The 24,540-nt window shown below is 57.7% G+C and carries 26 protein-coding genes and 4 pseudogenes; 18 read left to right on the top strand and 12 right to left on the bottom strand.

The annotated features are described in order from the left end of the window. Together NKJ18_RS32035 and NKJ18_RS32030 are read left to right on the top strand one after the other, a co-directional pair. A partial coding sequence (locus NKJ18_RS32035; RefSeq protein ID WP_352761470.1) for a type I secretion system permease/ATPase occupies nt 1-1,092 on the top strand: 1,092 nt, incomplete at its 5' end. Further along, nucleotides 1,079-2,392: an HlyD family type I secretion periplasmic adaptor subunit gene (locus NKJ18_RS32030; protein WP_023724595.1), complete on the top strand. Its 1,314-nt coding sequence runs from the start codon at nt 1,079-1,081 to the stop codon at nt 2,390-2,392. The genes NKJ18_RS32035 and NKJ18_RS32030, both read left to right, overlap by 14 nt. A gap of 277 nt (nt 2,393-2,669) precedes the next feature. Here NKJ18_RS32030 and NKJ18_RS32025 read toward each other — a convergent pair whose 3' ends face one another. Then, the gene (locus NKJ18_RS32025; RefSeq protein WP_023750022.1) at nt 2,670-2,867 is read right to left on the bottom strand and encodes a hypothetical protein; all 198 of its coding nucleotides are present in this window, start codon (nt 2,865-2,867) and stop codon (nt 2,670-2,672) included. Nucleotides 2,868-3,400: 533 nt separating this feature from the next. Between NKJ18_RS32025 and NKJ18_RS32020 the strand changes: the two are divergent. The 4 genes and pseudogenes from NKJ18_RS32020 to NKJ18_RS32005 form a co-directional block, all read left to right on the top strand. Then, nucleotides 3,401-3,628: pseudogene (locus tag NKJ18_RS32020) on the top strand (helix-turn-helix domain-containing protein); the annotation flags it as partial. A 75-nt stretch (nt 3,629-3,703) separates the two neighbouring features. Next, nucleotides 3,704-3,940, top strand: a complete 237-nt coding sequence (locus NKJ18_RS32015) for a hypothetical protein (protein ID WP_023672248.1) — start codon at nt 3,704-3,706, stop codon at nt 3,938-3,940. A gap of 23 nt (nt 3,941-3,963) precedes the next feature. Beyond that, nucleotides 3,964-4,329 carry a hypothetical protein gene (locus tag NKJ18_RS32010; RefSeq protein ID WP_196814863.1) on the top strand — a complete coding sequence of 122 codons (366 nt, stop codon included), beginning with the start codon at nt 3,964-3,966 and terminating at the stop codon, nt 4,327-4,329. Beyond that, nucleotides 4,326-4,586, top strand: coding sequence for a PIN-like domain-containing protein (locus NKJ18_RS32005; RefSeq protein WP_023672250.1), 261 nt, complete (start codon nt 4,326-4,328; stop codon nt 4,584-4,586). Before NKJ18_RS32010 ends, NKJ18_RS32005 begins: the two co-directional genes overlap by 4 nt. Before the next feature lie 14 nt (nt 4,587-4,600). On the opposite strand, the gene NKJ18_RS32000 is transcribed toward NKJ18_RS32005, so the two are convergent. After that, a complete protein-coding gene (locus NKJ18_RS32000; protein WP_031197527.1) occupies nt 4,601-4,969 on the bottom strand; it encodes a sunset domain-containing protein in 369 nt (122 codons plus the stop codon). A gap of 777 nt (nt 4,970-5,746) precedes the next feature. Between NKJ18_RS32000 and hxsD the strand changes: the two genes are divergently transcribed. The 4 genes from hxsD (at nt 5,747) to NKJ18_RS31980 (ending at nt 9,364) form a co-directional block, all read left to right on the top strand. Further along, nucleotides 5,747-6,079 (top strand): His-Xaa-Ser system protein HxsD, encoded by a 333-nt coding sequence (hxsD, locus tag NKJ18_RS31995; RefSeq protein WP_023672253.1) that lies wholly within the window; start codon nt 5,747-5,749, stop codon nt 6,077-6,079. Further along, nucleotides 6,072-7,529, top strand: coding sequence for a His-Xaa-Ser system radical SAM maturase HxsB (gene hxsB, locus NKJ18_RS31990; protein WP_023827848.1), 1,458 nt, complete (start codon nt 6,072-6,074; stop codon nt 7,527-7,529). The genes hxsD and hxsB overlap by 8 nt, the downstream gene beginning before the upstream one ends. Nucleotide 7,530: 1 nt before the next feature. Then, a complete protein-coding gene (hxsC, locus tag NKJ18_RS31985; RefSeq protein ID WP_050588172.1) occupies nt 7,531-8,697 on the top strand; it encodes a His-Xaa-Ser system radical SAM maturase HxsC in 1,167 nt (388 codons plus the stop codon). 112 nt (nt 8,698-8,809) lie between these two features. Continuing rightward, nucleotides 8,810-9,364, top strand: a complete 555-nt coding sequence (locus NKJ18_RS31980) for a PH domain-containing protein (RefSeq protein ID WP_023706350.1) — start codon at nt 8,810-8,812, stop codon at nt 9,362-9,364. 1,914 nt (nt 9,365-11,278) lie between these two features. Here the strand turns inward: NKJ18_RS31980 and NKJ18_RS31975 are convergent. The 3 genes from NKJ18_RS31975 to NKJ18_RS31965 all read right to left on the bottom strand — a co-directional run bounded on the left by NKJ18_RS31975 (nt 11,279) and on the right by NKJ18_RS31965 (nt 12,208). Next, nucleotides 11,279-11,596: a hypothetical protein gene (locus NKJ18_RS31975; protein ID WP_198025548.1), complete on the bottom strand. Its 318-nt coding sequence runs from the start codon at nt 11,594-11,596 to the stop codon at nt 11,279-11,281. A 76-nt stretch (nt 11,597-11,672) separates the two neighbouring features. Next, on the bottom strand, nt 11,673-11,864 hold the full coding sequence (locus NKJ18_RS31970) for a hypothetical protein (protein ID WP_023672259.1): 192 nt from the start codon (nt 11,862-11,864) through the stop codon (nt 11,673-11,675). Between the two features lie 134 nt (nt 11,865-11,998). After that, the gene (locus NKJ18_RS31965; protein WP_023672260.1) at nt 11,999-12,208 is read right to left on the bottom strand and encodes a hypothetical protein; all 210 of its coding nucleotides are present in this window, start codon (nt 12,206-12,208) and stop codon (nt 11,999-12,001) included. 144 nt (nt 12,209-12,352) lie between these two features. Here NKJ18_RS31965 and NKJ18_RS33100 point away from each other — a divergent pair, with 144 nt between their 5' ends. Both NKJ18_RS33100 and NKJ18_RS31955 read left to right on the top strand, forming a co-directional pair. After that, nucleotides 12,353-12,466 (top strand): Y4oE-related protein, encoded by a 114-nt coding sequence (locus NKJ18_RS33100; RefSeq protein ID WP_502882206.1) that lies wholly within the window; start codon nt 12,353-12,355, stop codon nt 12,464-12,466. A gap of 524 nt (nt 12,467-12,990) precedes the next feature. Continuing rightward, nucleotides 12,991-14,034 (top strand): annotated as a pseudogene (locus tag NKJ18_RS31955) (IS256 family transposase); the annotation flags it as partial. A 582-nt stretch (nt 14,035-14,616) separates the two neighbouring features. On the opposite strand, the pseudogene NKJ18_RS31950 reads toward NKJ18_RS31955, so the two are convergent. The 3 genes and pseudogenes from NKJ18_RS31950 to NKJ18_RS31940 form a co-directional block, all read right to left on the bottom strand. Further along, nucleotides 14,617-14,883 (bottom strand): annotated as a pseudogene (locus tag NKJ18_RS31950) (Crp/Fnr family transcriptional regulator); the annotation flags it as partial. After that, a complete protein-coding gene (locus tag NKJ18_RS31945; protein ID WP_023695071.1) occupies nt 14,852-15,052 on the bottom strand; it encodes a DUF1515 family protein in 201 nt (66 codons plus the stop codon). The gene NKJ18_RS31945 and the pseudogene NKJ18_RS31950, both read right to left, overlap by 32 nt. A 163-nt stretch (nt 15,053-15,215) precedes the next feature. Beyond that, nucleotides 15,216-15,272, bottom strand: a pseudogene (locus NKJ18_RS31940) (hypothetical protein); the annotation flags it as partial. A gap of 101 nt (nt 15,273-15,373) precedes the next feature. Here NKJ18_RS31940 and NKJ18_RS31935 point away from each other — a divergent pair. Then, nucleotides 15,374-15,646 carry a hypothetical protein gene (locus tag NKJ18_RS31935; protein WP_023698300.1) on the top strand — a complete coding sequence of 91 codons (273 nt, stop codon included), beginning with the start codon at nt 15,374-15,376 and terminating at the stop codon, nt 15,644-15,646. A gap of 666 nt (nt 15,647-16,312) precedes the next feature. On the opposite strand, the gene NKJ18_RS31930 is transcribed toward NKJ18_RS31935, so the two are convergent. Next, on the bottom strand, nt 16,313-16,687 hold the full coding sequence (locus tag NKJ18_RS31930; RefSeq protein WP_245261419.1) for a VanZ family protein: 375 nt from the start codon (nt 16,685-16,687) through the stop codon (nt 16,313-16,315). A 734-nt stretch (nt 16,688-17,421) separates the two neighbouring features. After that, the gene (locus tag NKJ18_RS31925) at nt 17,422-17,667 is read right to left on the bottom strand and encodes a hypothetical protein (RefSeq protein WP_023737208.1); all 246 of its coding nucleotides are present in this window, start codon (nt 17,665-17,667) and stop codon (nt 17,422-17,424) included. Nucleotides 17,668-19,296: 1,629 nt separating this feature from the next. On the opposite strand from NKJ18_RS31925, the gene NKJ18_RS31920 reads away from it, so the two are divergent. Further along, on the top strand, nt 19,297-19,461 hold the full coding sequence (locus tag NKJ18_RS31920) for a nuclear transport factor 2 family protein (protein WP_081731653.1): 165 nt from the start codon (nt 19,297-19,299) through the stop codon (nt 19,459-19,461). 90 nt (nt 19,462-19,551) lie between these two features. Here the strand turns inward: NKJ18_RS31920 and NKJ18_RS31915 are convergent, their stop codons facing one another. Further along, complete coding sequence (locus NKJ18_RS31915; RefSeq protein WP_031193277.1) at nt 19,552-19,761, bottom strand: DUF3072 domain-containing protein; 210 nt, start codon at nt 19,759-19,761, stop codon at nt 19,552-19,554. Between the two features lie 243 nt (nt 19,762-20,004). On the opposite strand from NKJ18_RS31915, the gene NKJ18_RS31910 reads away from it, so the two are divergent. The 3 genes from NKJ18_RS31910 (at nt 20,005) to NKJ18_RS31900 (ending at nt 21,600) form a co-directional block, all read left to right on the top strand. Next, nucleotides 20,005-20,922, top strand: a complete 918-nt coding sequence (locus NKJ18_RS31910; RefSeq protein WP_023827378.1) for an NADP-dependent oxidoreductase — start codon at nt 20,005-20,007, stop codon at nt 20,920-20,922. 205 nt (nt 20,923-21,127) lie between these two features. After that, on the top strand, nt 21,128-21,358 hold the full coding sequence (locus tag NKJ18_RS31905) for a hypothetical protein (protein ID WP_352761462.1): 231 nt from the start codon (nt 21,128-21,130) through the stop codon (nt 21,356-21,358). Beyond that, the gene (locus tag NKJ18_RS31900) at nt 21,358-21,600 is read left to right on the top strand and encodes a DUF982 domain-containing protein (protein WP_023827380.1); all 243 of its coding nucleotides are present in this window, start codon (nt 21,358-21,360) and stop codon (nt 21,598-21,600) included. Before NKJ18_RS31905 ends, NKJ18_RS31900 begins: the two co-directional genes overlap by 1 nt. An 867-nt stretch (nt 21,601-22,467) precedes the next feature. Here the strand turns inward: NKJ18_RS31900 and NKJ18_RS31895 are convergent. Continuing rightward, nucleotides 22,468-23,214, bottom strand: a complete 747-nt coding sequence (locus tag NKJ18_RS31895; RefSeq protein WP_023699539.1) for a Crp/Fnr family transcriptional regulator — start codon at nt 23,212-23,214, stop codon at nt 22,468-22,470. A gap of 483 nt (nt 23,215-23,697) precedes the next feature. Here NKJ18_RS31895 and NKJ18_RS31890 point away from each other — a divergent pair, with 483 nt between their 5' ends. After that, a complete protein-coding gene (locus tag NKJ18_RS31890; RefSeq protein WP_023669676.1) occupies nt 23,698-24,108 on the top strand; it encodes a patatin-like phospholipase domain-containing protein in 411 nt (136 codons plus the stop codon). Nucleotides 24,109-24,540: the final 432 nt, after the last annotated feature.

Genomic DNA, 24,540 nt, shown 5'->3' with positions numbered 1-24,540 from the left:
CTTGCCAACACTCTCTCGCAAGGGCCGATAAGCGATACCGTTGCCCACAACATGGCACGCAATGGTCTGCTGCAAGCAGCGCGTTGCAATGCCGACTTGCGCCTGCAGGTGCAATCGGCCATTCTTACCGTCGGTGCGTACCTTGTCGTCAGGCAGGAGGCTACGGCCGGGGTCATGATTGTCAGTTCGATCATGATGGGGCGTGCGCTGGCTCCGGTCGATCTGGCCATTTCAAGCTGGAAACCCTTCCTCATGGCGCGCCAGAGTTGGGCGCGGCTGGAGGACCTCTTGGAAAAGGTTCCTGAAACCGCTCCTGTTGTGCCTATGCCTGCACCTGAACGCGAACTGCGCCTCGAAAGCGTGACAATTGTTCCGCCCGGCGAAAGCAAGCCGACCGTGACCGGCATTGCGTTTGCCATTCAGGCGGGAAGCGCACTCGGGGTCATCGGTCCATCGGGCTCGGGCAAGTCGACACTCTCGCGCGCCATCGTCGGCGCATGGACGCCGGTCGCCGGGAAGGTTCGCATCGACAGCGCAAGCCTCGATCAATGGGACCGGGAAGCACTAGGCCGTCATATCGGCTATCTGCCGCAAGGTGTTGAACTGTTCGACGGCACCATTGCCGAAAACATTGCTCGTTTTGAACATGATCCTGACCCTGAGGCTATTGTCGCCGCGGCGAAAGCAGCGGGCACGCACGAACTGATCCTCCGATTTGAGCACGGATACGAAACTCCGATTGGTGAGGCCGGATCGGCACTTTCCGCCGGGCAGCGTCAGCTTATCGGTCTTGCCCGGGCCCTTTATCGAGACCCGTTCCTTGTCGTGCTGGATGAACCCAATATCCATCTCGACGCGGAAGGCGAAGCTGCAGTCGCTAAGGCGATCGCCTCTGTGCGCGAGCGCAAGGGCATTGCGGTTGTTGTCTGCCATCAGCCGAGCGTCATCCGCGCCGTCGATTTGGTGTTGGTGATGGAAGGTGGACGGCAGCGATCATTCGGTGCGCCTTCCAAAGTCCTGAAGGCCATCGAGTCTACACAGGATAACGTGGCAGAGCGCGCTGACATGGAGGATACCGGTGTCCGGCATTGATCAGAACAATGACGTTTCAAGCTCCATTCGCCGCCACCTGGTGGCGGGCTTTCTGGCGAGCGTGATCTTTGTGGGAGGAGCCGGAGCCTGGGCGAACTTCACGAATCTCTCCGGTGCGGTTGTAGCGTCCGGACACTTTGTCGTCGTTTCCTATGTCAAGAAGGTGCAGCACCCGACTGGCGGGGTGGTGGGAGAAATCCTGGTGCGCGAAGGCGATAAGGTAAAAGCCGGCGACATCCTCATGCGGCTCGATGCCACCCAGGCGCGCGCTAATCTCGCCATAGTCACCAAGCGGCTCGATGAGCTGGCCGCCTACCTAGCTCGACTCGATGCTGAGCGTGACGATCTCGCGGAAATCCCCTTCCCGGACTGGCTACTCGCCCGAAGAGATGTTCCGGACGTAGCTTCGGCAATAGATAGCGAGACGTTGCTGTTCGAATTCCGCAGGCAATCCCGCGACGGGAAGCAGGCGCAATTGGCGGAACGCATTACTCAATATCACCACGAGATCGAAGGACTCAAGGCGCAGGAAATTGCCTGTGAAAAAATGATCGAGGTTCTCCAAAAGGAAATTGCTGTTCTAAGTGGGCTGCGCAACCAAGGCATTGTCTCGGACCAACGGTTGAACAGCCTGAAGATCCAGGTTGCCACTTTCGGTGGCGAACGCGGTGAGAAGATCGCAGATCAGGCACAGACGGCAGCCCGCATAGCCGAAACGCGCCTGCAGATCCCGCAGATCGATCAGGATTTCAAGTCGGAAGTGGGCCAGGAGCTCAGAGAGGTTCAGGCGCAGGTCGGGGAGTATGTTGAGCGCAAGGTGGCGGTTGAACAGGAACTGCGGCGGATCGATATCGTCGCGCCGCAGTCAGGCACCATTCAACAACTCGCAATTCATACGGTCGGCGGAGTGATCACGCCCGCCGATCCGATCATGCTAATCGTGCCGGAAGGCGACGATCTTGCGCTTGAAGTACGAATCACCCCGAAGGACATCGACCAAATCCAGCTTGGTCACAAGGCCGTGCTGCGGATGTCAGCCTTCAATCTGAGAACCACGCCGATATTGAACGGATATGTCAGCCGGATCGCAGCCGATCTGGCGACGGATGAAAAAAACGGCATTTCGTACTACCTGGTGCGCCTGTCGGTTCCGCAGGCGGAACTGACGAAGCTCAAGGGCCTGACGCTCGTGCCCGGTATGCCGGCCGAAGCGATGGTCCAGACGGGTGAGCGTACGGCGCTTTCCTATTTCGTGAAGCCGCTGTCGGACCAAATCAGTCGGACATTCCGGGAGGAATGAAATAACCCACAAGAATCTATTGTTGCTATTTCTGTTGGTTGTCCGCATGCTATGTGCGTGGTAAGATCTGAAAGCACAGACATTTCCTACTTGCCTCTGGGCACCGCTTGTTTCTGTAATATTCAGCTGATGTTGCACCATGTTGCAACTGAGTATCCTTGGTTTCCAACGGTTTTTACTGGTGCGCGGCTGATGGACGCGACATGAAACGCGACATGAAAAACCCGCCACCAGCCGCAGCGGGCTGTTCGTTTCTCTTCTGCGGAATGAAAGTCAGTCAGTGCCGCGTGGCTGACATCGCCTCGAACATATCCCAAGCCGCATCTCGGTTTCGGTGCTTGCCGGGAATGGGGACCCAGCACTGCTTCGCAAAGATCCGAGCTTCTAGATCGTCAGGATGCGTATCGGTCACAAGCGCCGCCCAGTCCCACTTCCGGGCTTCGCGGCGCATCACGTCGACCACAAACCATCGCATGGCAGTTTCCTTCTGAACGAAAGATCATTGCCGTTCACTCAGCGGCCTGAAGTCAACGCCGACAGTCTGCAAGACGAGCAGCGCACGCGTGGCTGGCGAGGGCACCGTTTCCCATGTCGGGCTACAACTCTCGGTCATCGTAGCGGGAAATGGTAATGCGCCGCAAGAGTGTTGCAGGGCACGAGGGCTGTTTGGCGGTAGGGGTTGCGCTCGCGAGGGTAGATGTCGCGCATAAGCAGCAGACGTTCGAAGAACAGCCACTCACTGTAGGCTTGCAGCAGTTCCTCCTCGGAGGGCAGAGGCGCCGGTTGCGGCGAGACATGCGCCGCGGCCGCGCCTCTTATGGCCGGAATAGAGGCGATGGCACCGAGCAGGGCGCGGGAAAATCTTCTAAAGGGAAGGCAGCGGCCATAGCTTCGCCGGCCTCCAGAAGAGGGGTGTTAGGCATTTGGGTCTGCATTTGCGATAACGTTGCACTAATGGTATAAGGCTGCACGTATCGTACAGTCACTTTAATGTAAGGTTTAACTAAAATGACACTTTCGCCATCTCAATGCCGGGCAGCCCGGGCGCTTGTTGGATGGTCGCAGGATCAGCTGGCAGCGGCCTCCCAGGTGGCCAAGACGACCATTGCCAATTTCGAAGCTGGCAAGCGGACGCCATACGACCGCACGTTGGTCGACCTGCAGGCCGCTCTGGAGGCTGCCGGGGTTGAGCTCATTCCGCAGAATGGAGGAGGCGCCGGCGTGAGGCTGGCAAAGCCGTAGCCGGGCCGGCGCTTGCGTTCGCGCTCAACCGACGCGAAGCTGCCTTTTGAGGAACGGGAGGGCATACGTATGGCAATCAGATATCGGGCGACGACAACGATCCGGCTCAACACGGATGGCAAATGGGGTGCTTGGATGTTGATCGTGTCTCCGCTGGTGCAGGCGATTAGCTGGTACTACTATTTTGCGAAGCCGGACTATGGATGGCTCGGCCTTATTGCCCTCACCAGCGTGACAGTGCCCTGCGGCTTCGTGCTGCTACTGATCGGCCGCGACTATGACAGTATCGTAGACGAGACGAACTGACGCCTCGCCGATGGAGCGGCGCGATGCCCAAGGACAATACGTCTGGCATGCAGCGGGGGGAGGAAGACCTAGGCTGGCGCGTCCCGATGGGCTTTGCCGCGTCGCTCTGGCTGCATTCCTGCATAGATCGGACGTTCAAAGACCTGGATATCGAGGATGACGCGGTGGCGCGCTGGCGGCCCTTCAATGGCAAGCAGTCCATCGTGATCGACCCCCATCGTTCGTTCGGTCAGCCGATCGCCTCCAAATATGGCGTCCCGACCGTGGCGCTTGCGCAAGCTGTAGAAGCCGAAGGATTTGTGGAAAAGGTGGCGCGCCTTTTCGATGTCTCAGCTACCGCTGTTAGAGACGCCATGAAATTCGAAGAGAGCCTTCAGAGTGCCGCGTGAAAGCCCTGGTCGACGAAAACCTGTCGCCCGCTCTCGCCCGTTCGCTAAATGCCCTGTTCGCCGGGGAGCATGAGATCGTCCATATCAGAGAGAAGTTCGGCCCCGGCGTGAAAGATGTGGCCTGGATCGCCCAGCTGAGCACGGAGGGGGCGTTGGATCGTCATCTCTGGCGATCGACGCATTACCCGGAACTCGCGGGCGGCGCGATGTTCGAACTTCCAATAAAGAGCACGCGCATCGAGCAACTGAAGGTGTAGTCTAAAGGCAATCGCTACACTTTCGCTTTCCGCCAGCCCGCCCACCACGCTTCCCATTGTGAGCAGAACCAGCGCTCTCCTCGAGCTGTGTTGACGCGCGTAGCAGAGTAATATTCCTGCCCCGGCATATGGTAGATATGCTCGCCGCGCTCGTTAATGTTGCCCTTGATATCGCAGCCCGCCTCGCGGACAGCCGCGTTGCTGGCCGACGAATCGCCGCCATGGTGAACGCGCGGCAGCTCGTGCCGATCGTCGCCGACTGCAAGATAGCCCGCGGAAGTCGCCCCGAGCATCACCAGAACGGCGGCGAGACGATAGCGGAAAAGCGAGCGCCACCAAGGCCGTCGCCTCTGCAACCTCCTGGCATGAACAGAATTGCCCATGATCCCTTCCCCGAGGCGAGAATGCATCGTCTGAAGCCGGGAGTCCAGTATCAGGCCGCAGCGCTGTACCCCGCTTCCTTGATGCGGCGCCCGCGACGCTCAGGCGCGAGACATGGTCGGCACGACCGCTTCCCTCCTGATGGTGGCGCTTGGCGCCTGGCCCTATCGCTCCCGTGAGAGTAGGCCAGGAGGTCAGGCAGCGTGGCATGTAGGACTATGGTCCGCGTTGCGGCGAACCCCATCAAGCGGAGATCGCCAATGGCCCAGAACCAAACCTTCCGAACAGCTGTCTCGGGCTGAAATCCGAGCGCTTTCTGGCGGCAGCCGAAGCGGCTGCAAAAGAGCATCGTCGGGCCGCTTCTGCGATCGATTGCGCTCAGAAGACGGACCCCGTCAACTCCACAATACAAGTATTTGACCCGGAACATTAGTGGTCCCTTAAGCACTTCTCCACAAGCGGTACTTGTCCGGCTTGGCGCGTTTTGCTAATGAGTCCGTACAAACGGGGGTTTGGATAATGTCGAAACGCAATTTCCTGTCACCAATGGCCTTGTCGGCCACGATGATTCTCGGCGGCCAAGTTCAGGCTGCAGTCCTTGTCGAATCGGCAAATCAGCCTTCGACCAAGCTCGCTGAAGCTGGCACTGTCCCGGCGGACCTCGGCTACGGTGAGGTGCTAGATCGCTCAAATGGTACGGACGTTATCATGGCGTACCACACCAGCCATTCGAGCCATGCTAGTCACGGGTCTCACTGCTCTGGCTACAGCTATTGTTGATGGCGGACACCCCTCGCGAGAGCGAGCTCGTCCAGACTGCCCAAGTCAAGTTTGATCTGTCAGTCTTCAGCCTCGACTGTGTAAAGCGCGCAGCGTATCGGGTAACCGGCAACGCTGCGGTTGAGATCACGATCGAGGGCGGCTTCGCAGTATGCACGATCAACTTCAGCAAGGCGGCCGCGCGAACTTCGGCCGACGCAGCGGTAGAAAGACTGCGGCTAGAGGTCTTGGATCAGGACCTGCGTAGCAGCATCGCCGCCGAAACCGCCACTGTTAGAAACGCGATACTGGCGCTTGCGTTTTCCAGATCGGGCCTGCAGTCCGATGACTAAGTTTGCTCCGGCAACTGAGTTCCAACGACCGTTGGAGGACACTTATCAGCTCGCGTACTTTCGTTTTTCCCAGTTGGACGACGAGCGGTATGTGCTGACCAACCAAGCGGGCGAATATCTGGTATTGCCGCGCGCCGTGCTGGCTTCGTTTATCAGGCACGAGCTTCCCAGCACACACCCCGCCTACTCCCGCCTGCGCAGCAGGCAGTTCCTCTTTGATGCATCCTCCAATATCGGCAAGGAGCTGCTGGCGCTGAAGGTTCGGACCAAGGCAAGAAGGCTTGAGAACTTCACCTCGCTTCACATCATGGTCGTGTCTTTGCGGTGCGAGCACTCCTGCCCCTACTGTCAGGTATCTCGCCAAAGCGAAGATCGTTCAGCCTTCGATATGTCAGAGGAGACTGCCGAGAAGGCGTTGGCGCTCATTTTCCAGTCTCCAAGTCCGGCTATCAAGATCGAGTTCCAAGGCGGCGAGCCGCTCCTGAATTTCCTGTTGATCCAACACGTCGTGCATCGGGCTGAAGCGATCAACAAGGTCGCCGGGCGGTCGCTGCAATTCGTCATCACGACGAATCTCGCCGTCATCACCGACGAAATCTTGGAATTCTGTCGCGTGCACAGGATTTTAATTTCAACGTCGCTCGACGGAGCGGCCACTCTTCACAATGCCAATCGACCGCGCCCGGCAAAGAACAGCTACGAATTGGCTGTGGCAGGTATCCACAAGGCCAGACTGGCTCTCGGCCATGAACGCGTCAGCGCACTTATGACAACGACCAAAGCCAGTCTTCCACTGGCGCGCGAGATCATTGACGAATACGTGCGGCTAGATTTCCCCGGAATATTCCTTCGGCCGCTTTCCCCTTACGGCTTCGCGGTCAAGACGAAATCGTACGCAGCCTATGACGTGGACCGCTGGCTCGATTTCTACTTCGACGGGCTGAATTACATCCTGGAACTGAACCGTAACGGCATTCCTTTCAAGGAGTTTTACGCGGCCACCATCCTTACAAAGATGCTCACGCCTTTCGAGCCAGGATATGTGGATCTTATGAGCCCGGCAGGCATCGGTATCTCCGCCGTTGTCTATAACTATGACGCCAGCGTCTACGCGTCCGACGAAGCACGAATGTTGGCCGAAATGGGCGACAAGACATTTCTGCTCGGGAATGTCCACGAAAACACCTATGGCGAGATTTTCGGGTCCGACGCTCTCCTCGATCCTATCGAGCAATCTTTTGCAGGCTCCGTACCGATGTGCGCCGACTGCGCTTACGAGCCGTTCTGTGGCTCCGATCCAGTATTCCATACCGCAACGCAGGGCGACTTTGTTGGCCTCAAAACGCGGTCGGGATTCTGCAATCGCAATATGTCGATCTTCAAGAGGCTGATCGACCTTATGGAGAGGGACGTTACCGCCCGAGAACTCTTTCTAAGTTGGGCGAATTAGGATGTTGCGACTGAGTGGCTTCGCTGTGTCAGCAAGCGTCGGTGATTTCTCACAGCGAGTGGCACTTAGGCTCGTGACGGGCCAAGCTGACCAAGCGCCTAACCGAGAACATGATGCGTATCTTTTCAAGGGGCAGACGTTTCATCCTGAATGCCAGTGGGTTGTCACCTTTGAGGAGCATCGGCCGGAAGCTGAGCGACTGTTTTCAGACCGACGACTAGTCGTTCTGCCCCACGAGTTCGACTACCTTAGCGAAGGAGACGTCATCCGCTTTGTGCCGGATCGAAAGGCAGTGCGTGTCCTGTTCAGAAAGGATGCCAACGCGAACTATTTCCTCGTAACGGAGCGGTGCAACCACCTGTGTTTGATGTGCTCCCAGCCACCCAAAGACGTTGATGATCGCTGGTTGGCGAGGGAGATTTTGGATGTGCTGCCCCTGCTGCCCGTAACGACCCCGTTTCTCGGGATCACTGGCGGTGAGCCAACGCTGGTGGGTGAGGACTTTTTTGACATTTTGTCATCAGCTCGTGACCACCTTCCGTCTACGCCGGTTCATATTCTTTCCAATGGCCGGACGTTCAAGGATCGGCAATTCGCAGAGCGCTATCAAGGGATTGGACATCCTCGTCTTTCGGTCGGCATACCGATCTATTCCGCCGACCCGGAAGTTCACGACTACGTGGTTCAGTCCAAAGGCGCCTTCGATGAGACCATCCGCGGGATCATGAACCTGAAGGCCGTCGGGGCTGAGGTTGAGATACGAGTTGTCGTTCACAAGCAGACCTATGAAGGTCTCGTCGACCTGTCAGATTTCATTTTTAGAAACCTCACCTTCGTAGACCACGTGACGTTTATGGGACTGGAGATCACTGGCTTCACAAGGGCAAATATGGATAAGCTCTGGATGGACCCGTACGACTATCGAAGTGAGTTGCGGGCGGCTGTGCAATATCTGGCTGCGGCTAGGATCAATGTTTCAGTCTACAATCACCAGCTCTGTCTTCTTGATGGCTCTATCCACAAGTATGCAAAGCGGTCGATTAGTGACTGGAAAAATGCGTACTTGAACGAGTGCACAAGCTGCTCCAAGCGCGCCGAATGTGGTGGCTTCTTTTCATCTAGCCACCTTGCACGAAGCTCCCATATCTCGGCGTTTCAAACAAAATAGAACATCAGATTGGTTGAAAATTACGAAAGCCGTTCGCCCGGTGGGATAACCTAGCCTAAATCTTAGAAATACAATCTGTGCGCTGCTGACTCGGATAGCGATTGGAGAGAATATGACCTTCGATTTTAAAAATGCGTCCAAGGCGGAGCTTCGAATTGAGTATAAACGTATCGCCGATGAAATCGGCGACGATCAATTTTTTACAAAGAAAGAGCTAAATCACCTTCCGGAGATTCTTTCAGACGGTGAGCAGGTATTGGCATTCACTTCTGGGCTCATGGACGGCGACACGTGGCTCATCACCCTGACAGACCGACGTATCATCTTTCTCGACAAAGGAATGATCTACGGCCTGAAGCAGGCCAGCATAGGCCTTGACAAGGTAAATGCTGTTAGCGGCAAAACGGGGCTCATCTTTGGTTCGATCACCATCGAAGACGGAGCTTCGCAGCGGCACATCAGCAACGTTTGGAAGAAGACTGTTGTCAAATTCGTCAATAAGGTTAGGGATGCACTGGAGCAGAGAAGGCAGCCAGCTCCAGTCTACAATCAACCGCAGGGTACCGACGTGGTGTCAATGCTTGAGCGTCTCGGCGCTTTGAAGGCGACCGGAATCATCACAGATCAAGAATTCGAACAGCAAAAAAGAAAAATACTGGCAGGATAATGGAATTTACAGGGGTCGTTGTCGGGATTATACTCTTCATCTCTATTTATTTTTGCGTCGGTATTACCTTGCGCTTCATTTGGGAGTGGTGGATACTCGTTATGTCGACCCCATCGCTTTTTGCGGCAGCTCTGCTGTACGGGTGGATTGGTGCACTTGTATCCATAAGCCTTTGGGCCTGGACGCTTACCTTGAACAACTCGTGGCACTCGAGTGCGGTGTATTTCAGAGGCGCAGATTGGCTTGATAGGCGGTTTAACTTCAAGGATACCTAGCCGCTGCGGTTCCTCGCGCCCAGAGCCGTTATGACTATTGGCGGGGCTTTAGTGTTTTTATCGAGGAAATTCAATGAAAGTAAACGTCATCGGATTGACGGCAGCATTTCTACTCGGCTGCACCGCTTCCGCATACGCTGATTGCTTGGGTGAAAGCGACTACAGGGTCTGCACAGATTCCTATTCCGGCAAAAATGGGGATCAACATGTGAGATCGTACGATACCGAAGGAATAACTATTCGATTGACACCGAAACTCTTCGCTTTCCGAACGGAGGCCAAGAGGTCACCAGTAGCGATAGCGAAGGAAACTCCTACTCCATTCGCTCCTGGACAGACAGCACCGGAACTCATTCCGTGGACACTGAAGGCAACGAATGCACCATCACGCCATCAGGTACGATGATGGGATGCGGGGAATAGTGCGATGCGATGAAGAAGTTCGGCGTCTTTGGCTGCACTGGTTGCGTAGCCGCCATTATCATAGGGTGGCTGCTCGGTGTGCGCATATTGGTAGTTCAACCGATCGGAGCCATTCCTGAGGGTGTAACTGCCATAGTATATGGGGTTCCGGATCTGCATCTCGTTGACAGTCCGGATGCCATCTGCCAACGAACCCAAGGGGGCGTCAGTCTCCTATGTAGAGGAATGACAGCTGCGGCAATTGCCAACCACGGCAAGATCCTTGCTCGGCTACCCTACAGCGAGATGCTTTTTCGTCTTAGCGGCGCTCCCGTTCTTGACCGGTAAGCCGGACGGCTTTCGATTTGCGCATATGTTGTTGTTGCACATCAGGGTATACTTGGAAGTGACACCAAAGCGTCGGGTTCAGCAGGGTTGCGCTGGGCAGCCCGGTCAGCGTCCGACACTTGCGGACGCTCCGTTATAAGACATTCCCTCTTCCTCTCGGGGGCGCGCGCGCCACTGTTCGACCCGCTCGTCGACCCATCCTACGGATGGAGCCCAGGACCTCGACTTGCTGGCCGTTTATGGACCGGCCGCTGGGTTGCTTTTCGGCATCGGCACACCAAGAAGCTTTGGACGCCTACGAGGTAGTGGCAGCTCGCTGAAGCGCCTAGCTCGCCTAATCACTTCGGATAAGATCGTCGTAAAGCGAGAGATATACGAAGCTCCGCCAAACGGGGGGTGCGGCTCGCAGCAGCAACAAATTTGCGTCAGGCTTCACGGAAGCTCTTGAAAAGATATGCCGAGCGCAAAGACCATACCCAGCCGTGGGACATGGCCGGTGCAGTTGGGGGTGCTTGTGGGGCTTAACCGCACCGGCCACTGCGGGAAGATATGAGACCCCCACTCCTCTGCCTAAGATATAGGCATATTAGCAAGCGAGCAAATTATCTCGCAATGCCACCTTGAAGGCTCAACCGCGAAGCCAACTTAATTCCGAGAGAGCGGACGGAACTGGTGAGCGCTTTGTCGAACCCCGGAAGCAGTGAGCATCTTTGGGCATTGGACCTTGCCGACCTGCGCAAGGAGTTTGGAAAGTTTCGTCAAGAGCGCGGGACAACGCCCCTTGAGTGGGACGAGCACACCGAAGCTGTTCCTTGAAGAACGACGGGAACGCCGCCGGGAACCGGATTTGTCCGAGCCGTTGGGGATGGCTAGGCTAGCGTCGCGATCATCATTCACCTTCCGGCGTGGGGGTCTTGTTGTCAGCCTTCGAACGCATGCACACACACACCCCGGAACTTTTGCCGGGTCGCCGTGTTCGTTGGTGATGACGAAAATTGTTGACCTTGGACCGCCTAAGCCCGGCAAGCCACATGACGCTGACTGGCCGGAGCATTTCCATGCGTGCCCCATCTGCGGCCAGCAGGTAGACCGACACGACTTCCGGCAGGTGATGTGGCACGAGCAGCCCGATCACGAGCCGCTCGATCTCAACCAATAAAAAGCCTGCCGCCCTTCCGGCCGCGCGGGCTGACGACAGAGACGTCACACCGCAAGCCTCACCAGCAATGGAACAATCGGCCATCACCGTCGCGGCCCTGAGGGTACCCAGCCGCAGGAGGGTCCTAAAGCCGCACAACCTTGTCGAGATGCAGGCGTATCCGCTGGCCTTCTGCGAAGGCCAGTGCGAACGATTCCAGGGCGAATGAGCGTGTAATTTCCTGGTCAGTTTCAATGATGCGGACGACCCATTCGCCACTGGCTCCGACCACTTCCACGCAAGGCGCGGCCTTGCAGATTGGCACCACGTTGCCCATCACGTCCTCCCTACGAAAAGCAATGGCGAGTCGACTTAAAACCGTCGTAGCCGGTAGATCAATAACAATTGCTTGTTCGGATCGGACGAACCAACCTGGATGGGCAATACGACCGGGGGCTAATGCCACTTCGGTCAGGCGAACCCTCCGGGGAACCTACCGTGAGATAGCCTCTGCTTCAGGTCGTTGGCATTCAGGATGGCGGCCAGCTCTTCGGCATACTCCATGTCGGGAAGGTCGACAGATGGGTGGCCCGCTACAATAGCCGGGAGCCCGGTGAACACGTCGAATACCGTCCACGTCCCATCCGGTTCCTGCCTTTCGTCGTACCGCAGAGTTGCCATGAGGGGATCATATAGTCACCCTTAGGTGTTGGAATATTTGGTCCACGGAGGCTCGCGATCCGGAGCGCTGATTTCGCCGCTTTGAAGATTGCCGATCTCGTCGACAGAGATCAGGCCGCTCAATCTGCGATCGAACTTTATGGGATGGAAGCACCGACCGCCGTGGCGCACTGCGCTTTGGAGGCGCATTTCGACGGTCGACCAGATGACTACCGCTTTTGGTGCGATGTCTTTCACCAACTGAGAAAACCAAACTGACGGAACTTTGCCGCAGCATCTTGTTCGGTCGCGCATGGCTAGAATAGCCGACCTTGGACCGCCTATCCCCGGCAAGCCACACCAACCGCAGGACTGTGACGATCGATTTCACGCATGCCCGATCTGCGGTCAGCAGGTCGACAAACGCGATTTCCGCCAGGTGATGTGGCACGAGCAACCAGATCACGATCCAATTGAACTGGATCAGTGAGGCAGGAACAACTTGGCAGCCTTGAGGGCCACGTCACACTAGGAAGGAAAGCGCGGGCCGGACCCTTTGCCGCCGGCCGGCAGCGGTAAGGCATCCTCACGAGCGCTGCGGTGGACCAACTTTTCCATTTACGCGTTGTTCCTAAAGCAAATGAAAGGTCGTGTCCCATCAGGTGGTGTAGCTCGGCGGTAGCGAAGCCGCTCACGAGCGCGCCGTTAGTAGCGCTGTAGCCAGCGAGCGGGGTGTGGGTGGTCATCGGCGCTTTCCGGTAGGGTTTGGTTGTTGACGCCAACCCATTTCGGAAGGACCACCGATGACCGACGACATGATGAACCTGCGCACGCTCGTGGAGAAGACCCCGGATGCCGATCTGCTGCGGGAGATGATCGGCTTTGCCGCCGAGCGACTGATGGAAATGGAGGTGGGCGCGGCCACCGGCGCCAGCTATGGCGAGAAGAACCCGCTGCGGCTCGCCCAGCGCAATGGCTACCGCGACCGGGACTGGGAGACGCGGGCCGGCACGGTCGAGCTGCGCATCCCGAAGCTCAGGAAGGGAAGCTACTTCCCAGGTTTCCTCGAACCGCGCCGCATGGCCGAGAAGGCGCTAACCGCCGTCATCCAGGAAGCTTATGTGCAAGGCATCTCGACCCGGTCGGTTGACGACCTGGTCAAGGCCATGGGTATGAGCGGCATATCCAAGAGCCAGGTCTCGCGGCTGTGCGAGGAGATCGACGGGAAGGTGAAGGCCTTCCTCGAGCGGCCGATCGAGGGCGATTGGCCATACCTGTGGATCGACGCCACTTACCTGAAGGTCCGCCGCGGTGGGCGGATCGTCTCGGTCGCCGTTATCATCGCCGTCGGCGTCAACGCGGACGGCCGGCGCGAGGTACTGGGCATGGAGATTGGCACCTCGGAGGCCGAGCCGATCTGGACAGAGTTCCTGCGCAAGCTGACACGTCGCGGCCTGCGCGGCGTCAAGCTCGTCGTCTCCGATGCTCACGAAGGCCTCAAGGCGGCCGTCACCAAGGTGCTGTGCGCGACATGGCAGAGGTGCCGCGTCCACTTCATGAGGAACGTGCTGGCCCATGCCGGCAAGAGCGGCCGCAGGGTCGTCTCAGCCTTCATCGCCACCGCTTTCGCCCGGGAAACGCCCGAGGCCGCGTCCGTACAATGGCGCGCCGTCGCCGACCAGATCCGGCCGAAGGTGCCGAAGCTGGCGACAATCATGGACGACGCCGAGCCCGACGTGCTGGCCTACATGACCTTCCCCAAGGAACATCGCGCCAAGCTCCACTCGACGAATCCGATCGAACGTCTCAACGGCGAGATCAAGCGGCGCACCGAGGTCGTCGGAATCTCAGGCCGAAACGATTGTCAACCAGAGGCGCTGAGGGAGCTATACCTCACGTTTGGGTGTTGCTCTCGCGCAATAGCTAAGTCGGCAAACGAAAGAAGTCGCTCGGTTTTCAATAGCCGGGCGCTCTTGCTCATGGAACAATCAGACTCAGCGCGAGTTTGAATGCGACGATGAGCAAAGATTACGCAATAGAATCATCCGTTTGTATCGAAATGGCACGGTCGCTCCGATCATGTCTGGCGGAAGAGCGAGCGCTCATGCACCATTTCCGGGAGGAACTCGCCTCGGCACGGAGTGACAGTGTTTACTCCCGCCAGGACCGCATCAGATTCGAACAGCAAAAAGCCCCTGCCGTGGGGCTAGGGCTTGATGGGATGGCCCGCGCCTGCTTCCGAGGCTGCGCGGGCCATCCCATGACGAGTGAGGGACGCATCTTGGTCACCGGCACGGACCGCTGAAGAACGAGCCGGTTGTAGCCAAACAGCCTCAGAGCGGGAATGTTCCCGCCTGACGCAAAAACACCCGTGGCTCAGCCAGCGGGCTCTGTTGCAGGGGCACTGTGCACGGGGGCGGCGTCTGCCGTCAATGCAGTTTGCCGACTAGCCGAGCGTATTCGGCTTCAGCCCTGCCATATGACCCATCAGCCAGCGCAATTAGACGCGCGCGATCAAGAATGACTACCTCTCCTCGCATTGAGCGTATCAGACCTTGGCCCTCCAAGGTTTGCAGCGCTATGGTGACGCCGGGCCGCCTGACACCGAGCATAACTGATAAGAACTCGTGCGTAATCGCAAAGCTGTTCCCGTCGACGCGATCATCACACATCACCAGCCATCTTGAGAGCCTGTCGACTATGCCGCCTGCTCGTCATCCGCCGCGCAGCACGCGCCAGATAGACCAACAGGGCGTAACTAAGCGAGGCGAGCGCCGCCGCTGCCATGCCAGTGACGCCCAATGCGCCGAGGCCCATCAACTTCCACCGGGTCACCTCGGCAGAGACCGCCTCCACCTCGGTCATGTCTTCGCTGAGCGATTCACCGCGTCTTCAGTCTCGGCAAAACGCTCCGCCAGCTTATCGGTCTTGGCGTACATCTTCGATTGGCTGGCGGCTGGGCGCTGCTCGGATTGCTCGTAAGAGAGCGCGGCTGAAGCATCGCCGTCCTTTAATGTCGCGCCGAATCTCAGTTGCGTCTCGCTGAACGCCCTCCATGGACGCCCTTCATCGTTGGGCCACCAGGGTCTTTCTTGTTGTTTGAATAGCCGCCTTAGTGCGCGAGCACTTTGGCAGGCGCTTTCTTTTCGCGCGAAATTGCCACCGTTTTAAAGCGGGAGGGTCGGGATGCAGGTTTTCGATGACATCGAGGCGCTGCTGGATGCGGGTGAAGCCTCGACGGCACTTAAGGAAGTGCTGGCGCTGGTGCATCAATTTGGGCGCGGGTCCAGTGTCTTGGCGGGCGCGATCGACGACCTCATTATCGACCTGTCGACGCTATCATTCGTCGCCGATGCTTACGGAGACCGCATCGCGGAGGCGGCGCGCATGCTGGCTCGAAAAAGACTATTGAAGATCAAGTTGCTCGCACCTCGTCAGAGCATCGGAGCGGCCAGCTAGAGATTGGTGGTCGCACGAAAAACGTGTCGACCTGCTCGGTGCTCCGAGCGCATCGAAACCTCTCGCCATCATCGGTTCCGTACGGACGAAGAGCCGCCTGACCCTGCGACCAGATGAAAGCTTGGACTTGCGGCAGACCGCAAGCAGTTGGAGCTTGAATTGCCGACACACTCTCAGGAACCGTTGCCGGGATCGCACTCCATTGGTCGTCGGCCCAGATCCGGCGCGCGTCGCTTAAGGTGCCGGTCGAATATGGCCAGCTTCGCTTCGTAGCCGATCCGCACTCTGGACCTGCAGCTATCGCAGCTGAAACCGGCAATCGTTTTCAGCCAGGATCCCCTTCTCACCATTGGGCACGAACAGGAGGGGCATTGGAATTCTATCGGTACGTCGCGCAGTTCATTTGATAGAGGCACTGTGCATGTTCTCCTCAGCGGCACGGCCACTGCAACAAAGTAGAAGGAGAAATGTTTCCGGCTTCGGCCATTTGCGCGAGAGAATCGGACCTAAGTCTAAAATGGTGAGCGGCCCAGAAACCTATTTCCCTTGCTATCGGCCTTTGCGTCGGAAATTGAACGGCAATAGCGAGGGTGATCGAAGGCGGCCCCGGGCGTGAGGCTGGCAAGTGGGGCCAAGACGGCGGCGGTAAAGCGGAGCCTGTGGCGATCAAATAACCGGTTCGCCTAGAATCTCGTTCACCCAGCTCATAGTTCTCAGCCCGTATGCCATTCCGGCGCAGTCGGCAAACCAGTCGAAGACACTCATGTCACGCCCTGTGACGCATTGAAGGATTTCAATCGCTGCGCCCGTTAAAGCAAGTAGAACCGCCAGCCGGACCACCTGTTGGGGCCAGCCGAGGCTACCCAAAGCTGACAAGGTGGCGAACGCGGCGGCGTGGTTGAGCTTGTCGTGATGAGACGTAAAGGCCAATCCGAGGGCGTGCAGCAGGTGGTCTGGCAATAGCGCGAGCAGCAGGACGACTGCCAACGTGGAGAGAAAGGCAGCCCTTGCCATGCTCTGATGAAAGCTGGACTGCGGCAATCTATTCGCAGCACTCCCGGTTCCTAGTTCTCGCTTCTCATACTGGTGCACTAGGAAGGGCTCCAACCTGCATCTGAGCTATGAGCGCGAACAACTGGCATGCTTAACAGGCCTCCTGATGTCATCAGGAAGTTCCATGAAACAGCCTATGTCACTCTGGATGGTTCCATAGGGCGCTGCGAATGTCGCCCTCCATTGTGATGAGGCCGAGGGTTTCCTGCCGAAAAGGCGCGGCGGAATAGGCGAGCCATTGGTACCGCTTGCGCCCAGGTGCGATGCGTATCGTGCCGGGCACGGCTGGGCTGGAGCGGAACTCTTTCCAGCCTTGGCCCGGCTGTCTTTTGCACCCTGATGTTGGGCAGCCGGGCCGACTCCCTTCTGAATTCAATTATCGTCGGCGTGGCGGCTAACAGACGAAACCGTTATTTAGTCTGGTCATCCCTGCCTTGGTGATCTCGCCTTTACAGATTCCAATCCTGGACGCTAAGCCAGCAGCGGCCACTCGCTGCTGTCCAATCAACAAGCCCCAAACATCAGGTCGCGCTTATATACAAAAAAGCCGGCCACCTTTCGGCAGCCGGCCAGTGCAAACAAGGAAGGGAACGTTGCACTGATGGGGCAGTGCACCGTCCGAAGCGTTTTCAGGCGACAATGTTCCACCGATGAGAGAACAAAGAAGGCTTCACCGCCAGCGCACATCCCCTTAGCCGCGCTGTGTTGCCGTCGCCTAGTGTCTAAAGGCCTTTAACCAGCCACGGATCGGTGTCGTATCCGAGGCGCGGCTTTTCCGGCGTTCCACCGGCCGGCAATTTGGCGGTTCCGGTCGGCCTGCAGTCCAGCTCGAGCACCTGCTTCTTGGCCGAGTGCTTCGTAGAGCAAAGGTCCGTGGCGTCACTCACCACCACCTTCTTCTCCTTGGCAACAGCGACACCAGTCCCAGCGATCACGATCGCCGCACAAAACACAGCAACTCTCATCATACTCCCCACCGTTGCGCCTCCGCAAAAGGCTGAGCCTGACGTTACGGCACATTTAAATTAGCGCAAGCGAATATTAGCTGCCTAGTCCCTTCACATCGGCTCTGGTCGCCTCCCCCTTGCTGCCGGCGCCTTGCGATACCGGCAGCGCGATATGGTAGGATGGGCGCATGCCTGCTCATGATCGGAGGGCCGATGTTCATGACTTGAGCTCGACATGGCAGAGGGCTGCAATCGTCAAGTTTCCCAGGTCGTCGTGGCGATGAACGATCGCGTCGAGGATCGCTTAATAAGCGGCGTTTACTAAGTTCCGCTGGTCTAGCCCTACGCGATCACACCATAACCACGTGATGACAAATCAGCCATGTGTGTGGCGCGGCGGGCCTGTTCCGCTTGTGGCCGGCGCCTACCCACCCGGGTTCCCCAACCATGGCGTCGGCCATTTTCGTTCTCTCAGCGATTATAAGCCTTTGCTATAGGCCTATGTGTTGGCTGGACGGTGAGATCGCTGTTAGATCGCCTCGTTCGTTTGGATGTTTCGCTGGCGTTGGGAGGAGGCGCATATGTTCGCCAGCCGGCGGATACCACACCGCCCCACCGGTCAGGCCCAGCGCGCCCGCTGCAAAGTCCCGCAGACGGCTGCTGGGCCGCTGGCGGGCAGCGGCTACTTGCTGACGATTTATCAGCTCGAACCAATCGTGCACCAGGGCCTTGGCTAAATCGCGCCATTGACACTCAGGCGTACGGGAGACGGCAACAGTAGAAGGGTCGGCATCTTCCCAGCCTCGCGCCACGTCATCGCGATGACGTTGACGAAGGCGCATCAGCAAGGTGGCCGTAGTGGCCGCTTGAGCGATATCTATGGGCGTTGCAACCATCGCAGCCTCCCTCAAAGCGATGGCAAACCCCTCACTAGTAAGCCCGCTCAGACTCTCTCTGCAATCAAAAAAAGAGTTGTCCTCGCTCCCTGTTCTGTCATCGCAATGAAGGACGACATCTTCGAGCACCCGCAGCACACCTGTCGCATGGAAAAAGCTGTAGGCGTTTATAGGTGCTTGGGGAATCCGCCGTTTGTTTGCGTCGTGGAGCGGGACAAAGCAAGTTACTCACTCAGGCTGGCTACCGTGAAGCGGGGCACCAGCCCGACTTCCACGCGTTGCCGTGGGAAGCTGAACACAGGGCCGTCAAAGAAAGGCAAGGTGGACGCGACGGCGCTCGCTGAACGCATTCGGGCGCCGGCTGCGTTCGCGTTCACACCCGGCGCTATGTCGCTTCTAGGCCCGCTCTGTCGCTACTTTGTGCGCAGCATATTGTGGGAACTCTGCCTCGACCCACGCACTCAGTGGCTGACCAGAACGAGCGCATCATCGGCCTAACCCGTTTAGGCTGTAGAATTTGTGTGTGCGCTCGTATCGAGATGCGGGTGATGTCGCAGCCGAAACGCGCTGCTTCCTTCTCGATCCGCCCCATCAGTTTGGCGCCGATACCAGCACTGCGCATCTCGGCGTCGACAACCACATGGTCGGCCTACGCCCACTTTCCGCCCATACCCGGTTTGCTGATAGAGCGGGTAGATAGCCGCGATCTCTTCGAGCTCCATGGCTGAGTGTCGATGCCTATGTCGGCGAGGTGATGAGTGCGGCCTTGCCGCCGAACACCAGCCCCAACTGGGCAGTCGCATCGCTCGACATTACGGGCGATGCAGCCACTGCGAAGGTCGAGGACGAATTTGGAACCACAAGGTTCACCGACTATCTTTCTCTGCTCAAGAGTCGCAGGAGAATTGAAGATCCTTAGCAAACTCTACCACCTTCACTAATACGACCGTCCAGATCAGAGGCCAAATACCGCAAAACTGACCAACCTGTCGTAGGTCTCCCAGCGCCTTCAGAGCTTGAGCTCAGTCCTTAGCGCGTCGATTCGCTTCGAGGCCTCGGCTTTGCTTAGATCTTCGGCGTAGCTTCTGTCGTCGCCCGCCTGCTCACATAATGTTTTCAAGTAGGAAGCTTGCGACGGAGTCATTGGCTCGTCTCCCGTCGTCCATTCGTCAGGATCCTTGCTGATAGCTTCGCCTTTGGCTCGGGGTGTAGTTTGCATGACGCTCTCCATGTTGGGAACGGCACAACGTATTTGATCTGCTTTTGTTCCACATGCTTGAAGTGTCTGAGATTGCGATGGCAGGGGTGTTCACGAACGCAAGTTTACCCGTGCTGGAAGAATCCGACGAGATTGCTTAGCTTCCGCTCGCGGTCGCCAACGATGAACTCAACGCCAACTCTGCGCGAGACATCGAAAGATCCTCCGCGCCCGCAATTTACCCCAACGGTGAGGAGACGCCCCATGAAAGCAATCGTAGCGACGGACCAGACTGCAGGAACGGCCGGGATGAAGTTGGTGGAGTTGCCCGAGCCTCGGGCGGCAATTAACGACGTGGTCGTACAGGTTCATGCGGCAGGATTCGTCAACACCGAACTGGAGTGGCCCTCGACGTGGGCCGACCGAGCCTTCCGTGACCGGACCTCTTCGATCCTCGGCCACGAACTGGCTGGTGTGGTCACTGCGCTCGGCTACGGCACTACGGGGCTTTCTATAGGTCAGCGGGTGTTCGGCCTCGCGGACTGGCATCGCGACGGCACCCTCGCCGAGTATGTTGCCATGGAGGCCCGTAACCTCGCGCCGCTGCCCGGCGATGTCGACTTTACGGTGGGCGCTAGCCTGCCGATCTCCGGCCTAACCGCATGGCAGGGGCTGTTCCAGCATGGCCGCATCAAGGCCGGGCAGAGCGTTCTCGCGCATGGCGCTGCCGGTGCCGTCGGTTCGATGGTGGCGCAGCTTGCCAGGGAGGCCGGAGCCTATGTGATCGGCACCGGGCGGGCCGCCGACCGCCAGAAAGCGCTCGACTTCGGTGCAAATGAATTCCTCGACCTCGCAAAAGACACCCTTGAAGATGTCGGCGGCGTCGATCTGGTGTTCGATGTCATCGGCGGCGATGTCCAGAAGCGATCCGCAACGCTCGTCCGGGCCGGAGGTATCCTTGTCACAGTCGTCGGACCAACGGATATTCGACCTGCAGACGGCCTGGCGGTTGACTTCGTCGTCGAGGCTGATCGAGCCCAGCTTTCTGAGATAGTGCAGCGGATCCGCGATGGACGACTGCGGACGAACATCGGCAAGGTTTCGAGCTTGGATGATGCCATCGGCACCTTCAACTCAACGGACCGACGCGCGGGCAAGACCGTTGTTCGCGTTCGTCCGTGAGAACTTGGGAGAGAGGCGGGCCCTCGCTCCTTATGGTCGCGTCGGCAGCTGACACGGTGAGGTGCAAATCAGCGCCTGTCGCGGGATTTAGCCATCGTAGGGCGGTGTTTGCGGGAACCTACTTTGTACGTTTCCGACTCTTGCCTTTTTCGGAAAGTGACCCACAGAATTGCTGATTGAGGTTCTATCTCTCTGGGAGGATGGGATGGACATTCAAGCACCTGTTCGGCCTACGCAGCAAACGGCCAAGGAGCTGGTCCGCGAGGTCCTGTTGGGCTCTCAACCCGGCGACATTATTTCCGTCAAAGCGACCATTGTAGCGGTCCGTCAGCGCGGCGGCGATCTTCTCGAAACTGACTGCCAGTTAGTCGAAATGATCGTCAAATCAGCCTCCGTTTGGGGACTGTTCATCGCCTTTGACGTTCGAGAGGCGTGATGCCCCACCGTTGGTTCAACCCTCCGGTTTATGTGAAGACTGAGCGCCCGGGGCTTCGCCTTGGTGTCAACCGAGTTGATGCCGCCGCGGAGGAGCTTCTAAAGTGGTCCAATCGTGGCCCCAAGTGGCGACTGGCGGCCGAGGCTTGCCTATCTGCGATGGATGGCAAAATGGCGGGTAATGACTTCCGGCTCCTGTTCGAAGCCGCGGCCGATGAAGAGGAGATGCTGCTGCCGGATTAACAACGCTATACGACGAGCCCATTCGGGTCTGTTCGCGTTGCGAATTCACCGGCGCAACGGGCATTTATGCTGTCCGTCTCCGTCGTCAAACTTTAAAGTGAGACACTAACGAGCGACGACCTAGATGGACAGTTTATTCGCCGGTGCGCGTACCATATAGGGCCGCGGGTGACCGATGGAGGTCACATGGTTGATGAAGAGCATCGCCGCGAACGGAGGCAGCGGGTGCTGAAAGGCGCCTCAATCATCAGCGGAATTACAAACTCCGAGATCAGTTGCACCATTCGGAACCAAAACAGTGGCAGAGCTGAGCTCAAATCCCGGTGGAATCGCGTGTCCCTGAGCGGTTCGTGGTTTACGGGCCGACCGACGGCGTTGCCTACCAGGCAGTCCTGCGGTGGCGCAGGAACGACCGAATTGGGGTTCAATTTATAGGAACGTTGCCAAAGCCGCGTCTCCACTATGGCTGAGCTTGTGCCCGGGATGCACAGACCGGGGAATTGGACACTCTCCGGCGCTCGGCACGTGTTCCATGGCAGTCGCACTTTAGAGATTACCCCCCGGCGAAACTTCGCTTCAGGTCGACGCGGTCAGAAGGCTTACAAGATCGCGGGAATATTCCCCGTCCAGATATTTAGCCGGAGCGCCCCACGCATCGGCTGGTTGGCCAGTGAACGCGTCAAACACCGCTCAGGTTTCGTCGAGTCCCTCCTGAGGTCGTATCTTTGAGAAGCCATGCCGTCGCTAGGTAAGTCTGCGGTCCAGTTCTCAAGCGGTGATCGACATTCCTGTTGGAGTGCGGGTTCTACAGGAGATTCGGTTTTGAGGATCGCGAGGGCTCAACGGATCATGAGCGACCCAGCAGGATCAGAAACCGGCACCCGTCTGCGCAGCCCTTTGATGAAGATAGGTAGAGTCAAAATCTGCGGCGCGAACGAGCCCTGCCCAGTCGGTCGCATGAAAACGCGAGCCAACGGTGGATATCAGACCGTCGCGTCTAAGGTCCTGAAGCACTCGGTTCACGTGCACGGTAGAGAGGCCAAGTGCGTCGCCAAGTGCAGCCTGCGTTATGGGGAGATAGGCCACATGATCTTCAATGCGGCCTACCGAGCGAAGGCGAACAATGAGTTCGCAAAGAATGTGAGCCATACGCGAGTAGGCGTCGCGCCTACCGACGTTGGTGACCCACTCTCGATAGATCGCCGCATCGATCACCGTCGAGCGCCAAAACACTCTCGTTATCGAAGAGTGCTGGTCGCAAACGGCGCGAAGTTCGTCGTGCCGCATGAAGCCCACCCTAGCGGGCATGAGAGGGGTGAAAGTGCAATCCATGACCGACAAATGCAAACCATGCAGGTCGGGAATGTCGCCCGGAACAAAAAAGGAGGAGATTTGACGCTTCCCCTCCCCGGTTAGTTTGATCGACCCTATTAAGCCTTCAAGAACGACGAACGAAAGGCTCGGCTTATCGCCCTCGCGCAGAATGTCTTCGTTGGCCTGATATCTCTTCTCCTGAATCGAGATGTTCCCCAAGGTCGCAATGTCTGATTCTGCGAGTTCCGAGATGGCTTGGAGCTTGCGGATCAACATTTTGAAAGAATGATCATGTGCCATCAAGAACCTGTTCGTGTTTGCTCCCAACTTTTAGTTGGCGCTAATGTTCCCGCTGCCTAGAGGAGACGAAGGCCAATGGTCAGTGCGTCGATGATGCGCGCAAAGTTCAGCTGTCCTCAATCCTTTTCGCCTGCCGCAACCTGTTCGAAACGGCTGGATCACAACCTGCTTTCCACCGGATTAACGAGTGCTATTGCGCGCCAGGAACCTTAAGAGTTCGCAGCCGTTCAACTGTTGGGGCGCACGAAGCAGGCTTTCAATGTCATCGGGTTCCGTGCTGATCGTGGAGACGTCGAGAACTCTCTCCGGGAGGCCGGGTTCGAGGTGGTCGCCGGCTTAAAAGGGCCTTCAAGCGATTGCGACTTTCGATCGTGAGCCGGAGCGAGTTGTGGCTCTCCTGACAGATATCAGACTTGGGGACGGCCCAAGCGGGTGGGATGTGGCCCGGCACCTCCGAGGCGCCGATCCTACTATGCCAGTTATATGACAGCGTTGGTCGATGCCATGGCCTGCTACGCAATTGACCGACATCAAATCGACATCCTGTCTCTCGGCTGCGTTGAATTGGAGTTCGCCTTCACCAAGGGCCAAATCGCCAAGGGCGGTATCAGGCACTGGCGCGAGATCATTTCTGCCGCCATGCGCCTGCAAAGCCAGAATGCACTGGGCCAAGCTGGGCTGCTGGTAGGACGAGACCGTCTACTACGCGTCGACGGAGCACCTATGAAGTCTAATCCAATCGACCTCGACGACTACACCGGTCCGCCGCAGAGTTACCTGTTATTGCTGCCTCACTGGTCAAGCAACATGAGGAACGGCTGGCCGCGCTTTTCGTTGCGCCGCGTCCACCCTACAAAGCGGTGTATGGGCCAAGGTCTCAGGACCCGTAAATAGCCACCTGTTCTTCGCACGATGTCGGCTTTCAGAAACCGCCTAAAGCGATCCCGATATTGAGCGCAATGGCCATCCGTTCTGATTAAGTCGTCTTGGCCAGCCGTGATCTTCACTCGACCCCGCATGATGAGGTATGACCAAGAAGGATGTAGACTAAACCGGAAGAGACAAGGTGCAGGTGCAAGGCATTGAGAGATAGCAGGAACCGAACCAATCCACAGGAATATTTTGTTGGTATTTATGTTGGTATCAGATGCGGCTAACATTCCCCTAAGTATCTGAAAGCAAAACGGGATTTTCTTCACTTGAATTCCGCCTCTGGGCACCAGTTTTCTCTGGGTCCATTCCGGACACATAGGTTACGGTTTATATCGGAGACATGGGTAACACTTTTGGCCCGAAGGGGTTTTGGAGTGGTTCGAGCCTGCATGT

This window comes from Mesorhizobium sp. M0217 (genome assembly GCF_040321955.1).
Classification (GTDB): domain Bacteria; phylum Pseudomonadota; class Alphaproteobacteria; order Rhizobiales; family Rhizobiaceae; genus Mesorhizobium.
The sequence above is the reverse complement of the archived record's forward strand: the minus strand, read 5'-3'. Positions and strand labels throughout refer to the sequence as shown.

Coding starts and splice junctions, on each gene's coding strand:
- NKJ18_RS31970 (WP_023672259.1), bottom strand. CDS start 11,864: ATGGGCAACGTGGTGCCAATCTGCAAGGCCGCGCCTTGCGTGGAAGTG.
- NKJ18_RS31945 (WP_023695071.1), bottom strand. CDS start 15,052: ATGACCGAGGTGGAGGCGGTCTCTGCCGAGGTGACCCGGTGGAAGTTG.
- NKJ18_RS31900 (WP_023827380.1), top strand. CDS start 21,358: ATGCCCCACCGTTGGTTCAACCCTCCGGTTTATGTGAAGACTGAGCGC.
- NKJ18_RS32000 (WP_031197527.1), bottom strand. CDS start 4,969: ATGGGCAATTCTGTTCATGCCAGGAGGTTGCAGAGGCGACGGCCTTGG.
- hxsC (WP_050588172.1), top strand. CDS start 7,531: ATGTTGCGACTGAGTGGCTTCGCTGTGTCAGCAAGCGTCGGTGATTTC.
- NKJ18_RS33100 (WP_502882206.1), top strand. CDS start 12,353: ATGGAAGCACCGACCGCCGTGGCGCACTGCGCTTTGGAGGCGCATTTC.
- hxsB (WP_023827848.1), top strand. CDS start 6,072: ATGACTAAGTTTGCTCCGGCAACTGAGTTCCAACGACCGTTGGAGGAC.
- NKJ18_RS31935 (WP_023698300.1), top strand. CDS start 15,374: ATGCAGGTTTTCGATGACATCGAGGCGCTGCTGGATGCGGGTGAAGCC.
- NKJ18_RS31920 (WP_081731653.1), top strand. CDS start 19,297: ATGAGTGCGGCCTTGCCGCCGAACACCAGCCCCAACTGGGCAGTCGCA.
- NKJ18_RS31980 (WP_023706350.1), top strand. CDS start 8,810: ATGACCTTCGATTTTAAAAATGCGTCCAAGGCGGAGCTTCGAATTGAG.
- NKJ18_RS31910 (WP_023827378.1), top strand. CDS start 20,005: ATGAAAGCAATCGTAGCGACGGACCAGACTGCAGGAACGGCCGGGATG.
- hxsD (WP_023672253.1), top strand. CDS start 5,747: ATGGCGGACACCCCTCGCGAGAGCGAGCTCGTCCAGACTGCCCAAGTC.
- NKJ18_RS31915 (WP_031193277.1), bottom strand. CDS start 19,761: ATGCAAACTACACCCCGAGCCAAAGGCGAAGCTATCAGCAAGGATCCT.
- NKJ18_RS31890 (WP_023669676.1), top strand. CDS start 23,698: ATGACAGCGTTGGTCGATGCCATGGCCTGCTACGCAATTGACCGACAT.
- NKJ18_RS31895 (WP_023699539.1), bottom strand. CDS start 23,214: ATGGCACATGATCATTCTTTCAAAATGTTGATCCGCAAGCTCCAAGCC.
- NKJ18_RS31925 (WP_023737208.1), bottom strand. CDS start 17,667: ATGATGAGAGTTGCTGTGTTTTGTGCGGCGATCGTGATCGCTGGGACT.
- NKJ18_RS32015 (WP_023672248.1), top strand. CDS start 3,704: ATGGCAATCAGATATCGGGCGACGACAACGATCCGGCTCAACACGGAT.
- NKJ18_RS31905 (WP_352761462.1), top strand. CDS start 21,128: ATGGACATTCAAGCACCTGTTCGGCCTACGCAGCAAACGGCCAAGGAG.
- NKJ18_RS32010 (WP_196814863.1), top strand. CDS start 3,964: ATGCCCAAGGACAATACGTCTGGCATGCAGCGGGGGGAGGAAGACCTA.
- NKJ18_RS32025 (WP_023750022.1), bottom strand. CDS start 2,867: ATGCGATGGTTTGTGGTCGACGTGATGCGCCGCGAAGCCCGGAAGTGG.
- NKJ18_RS31965 (WP_023672260.1), bottom strand. CDS start 12,208: ATGGCAACTCTGCGGTACGACGAAAGGCAGGAACCGGATGGGACGTGG.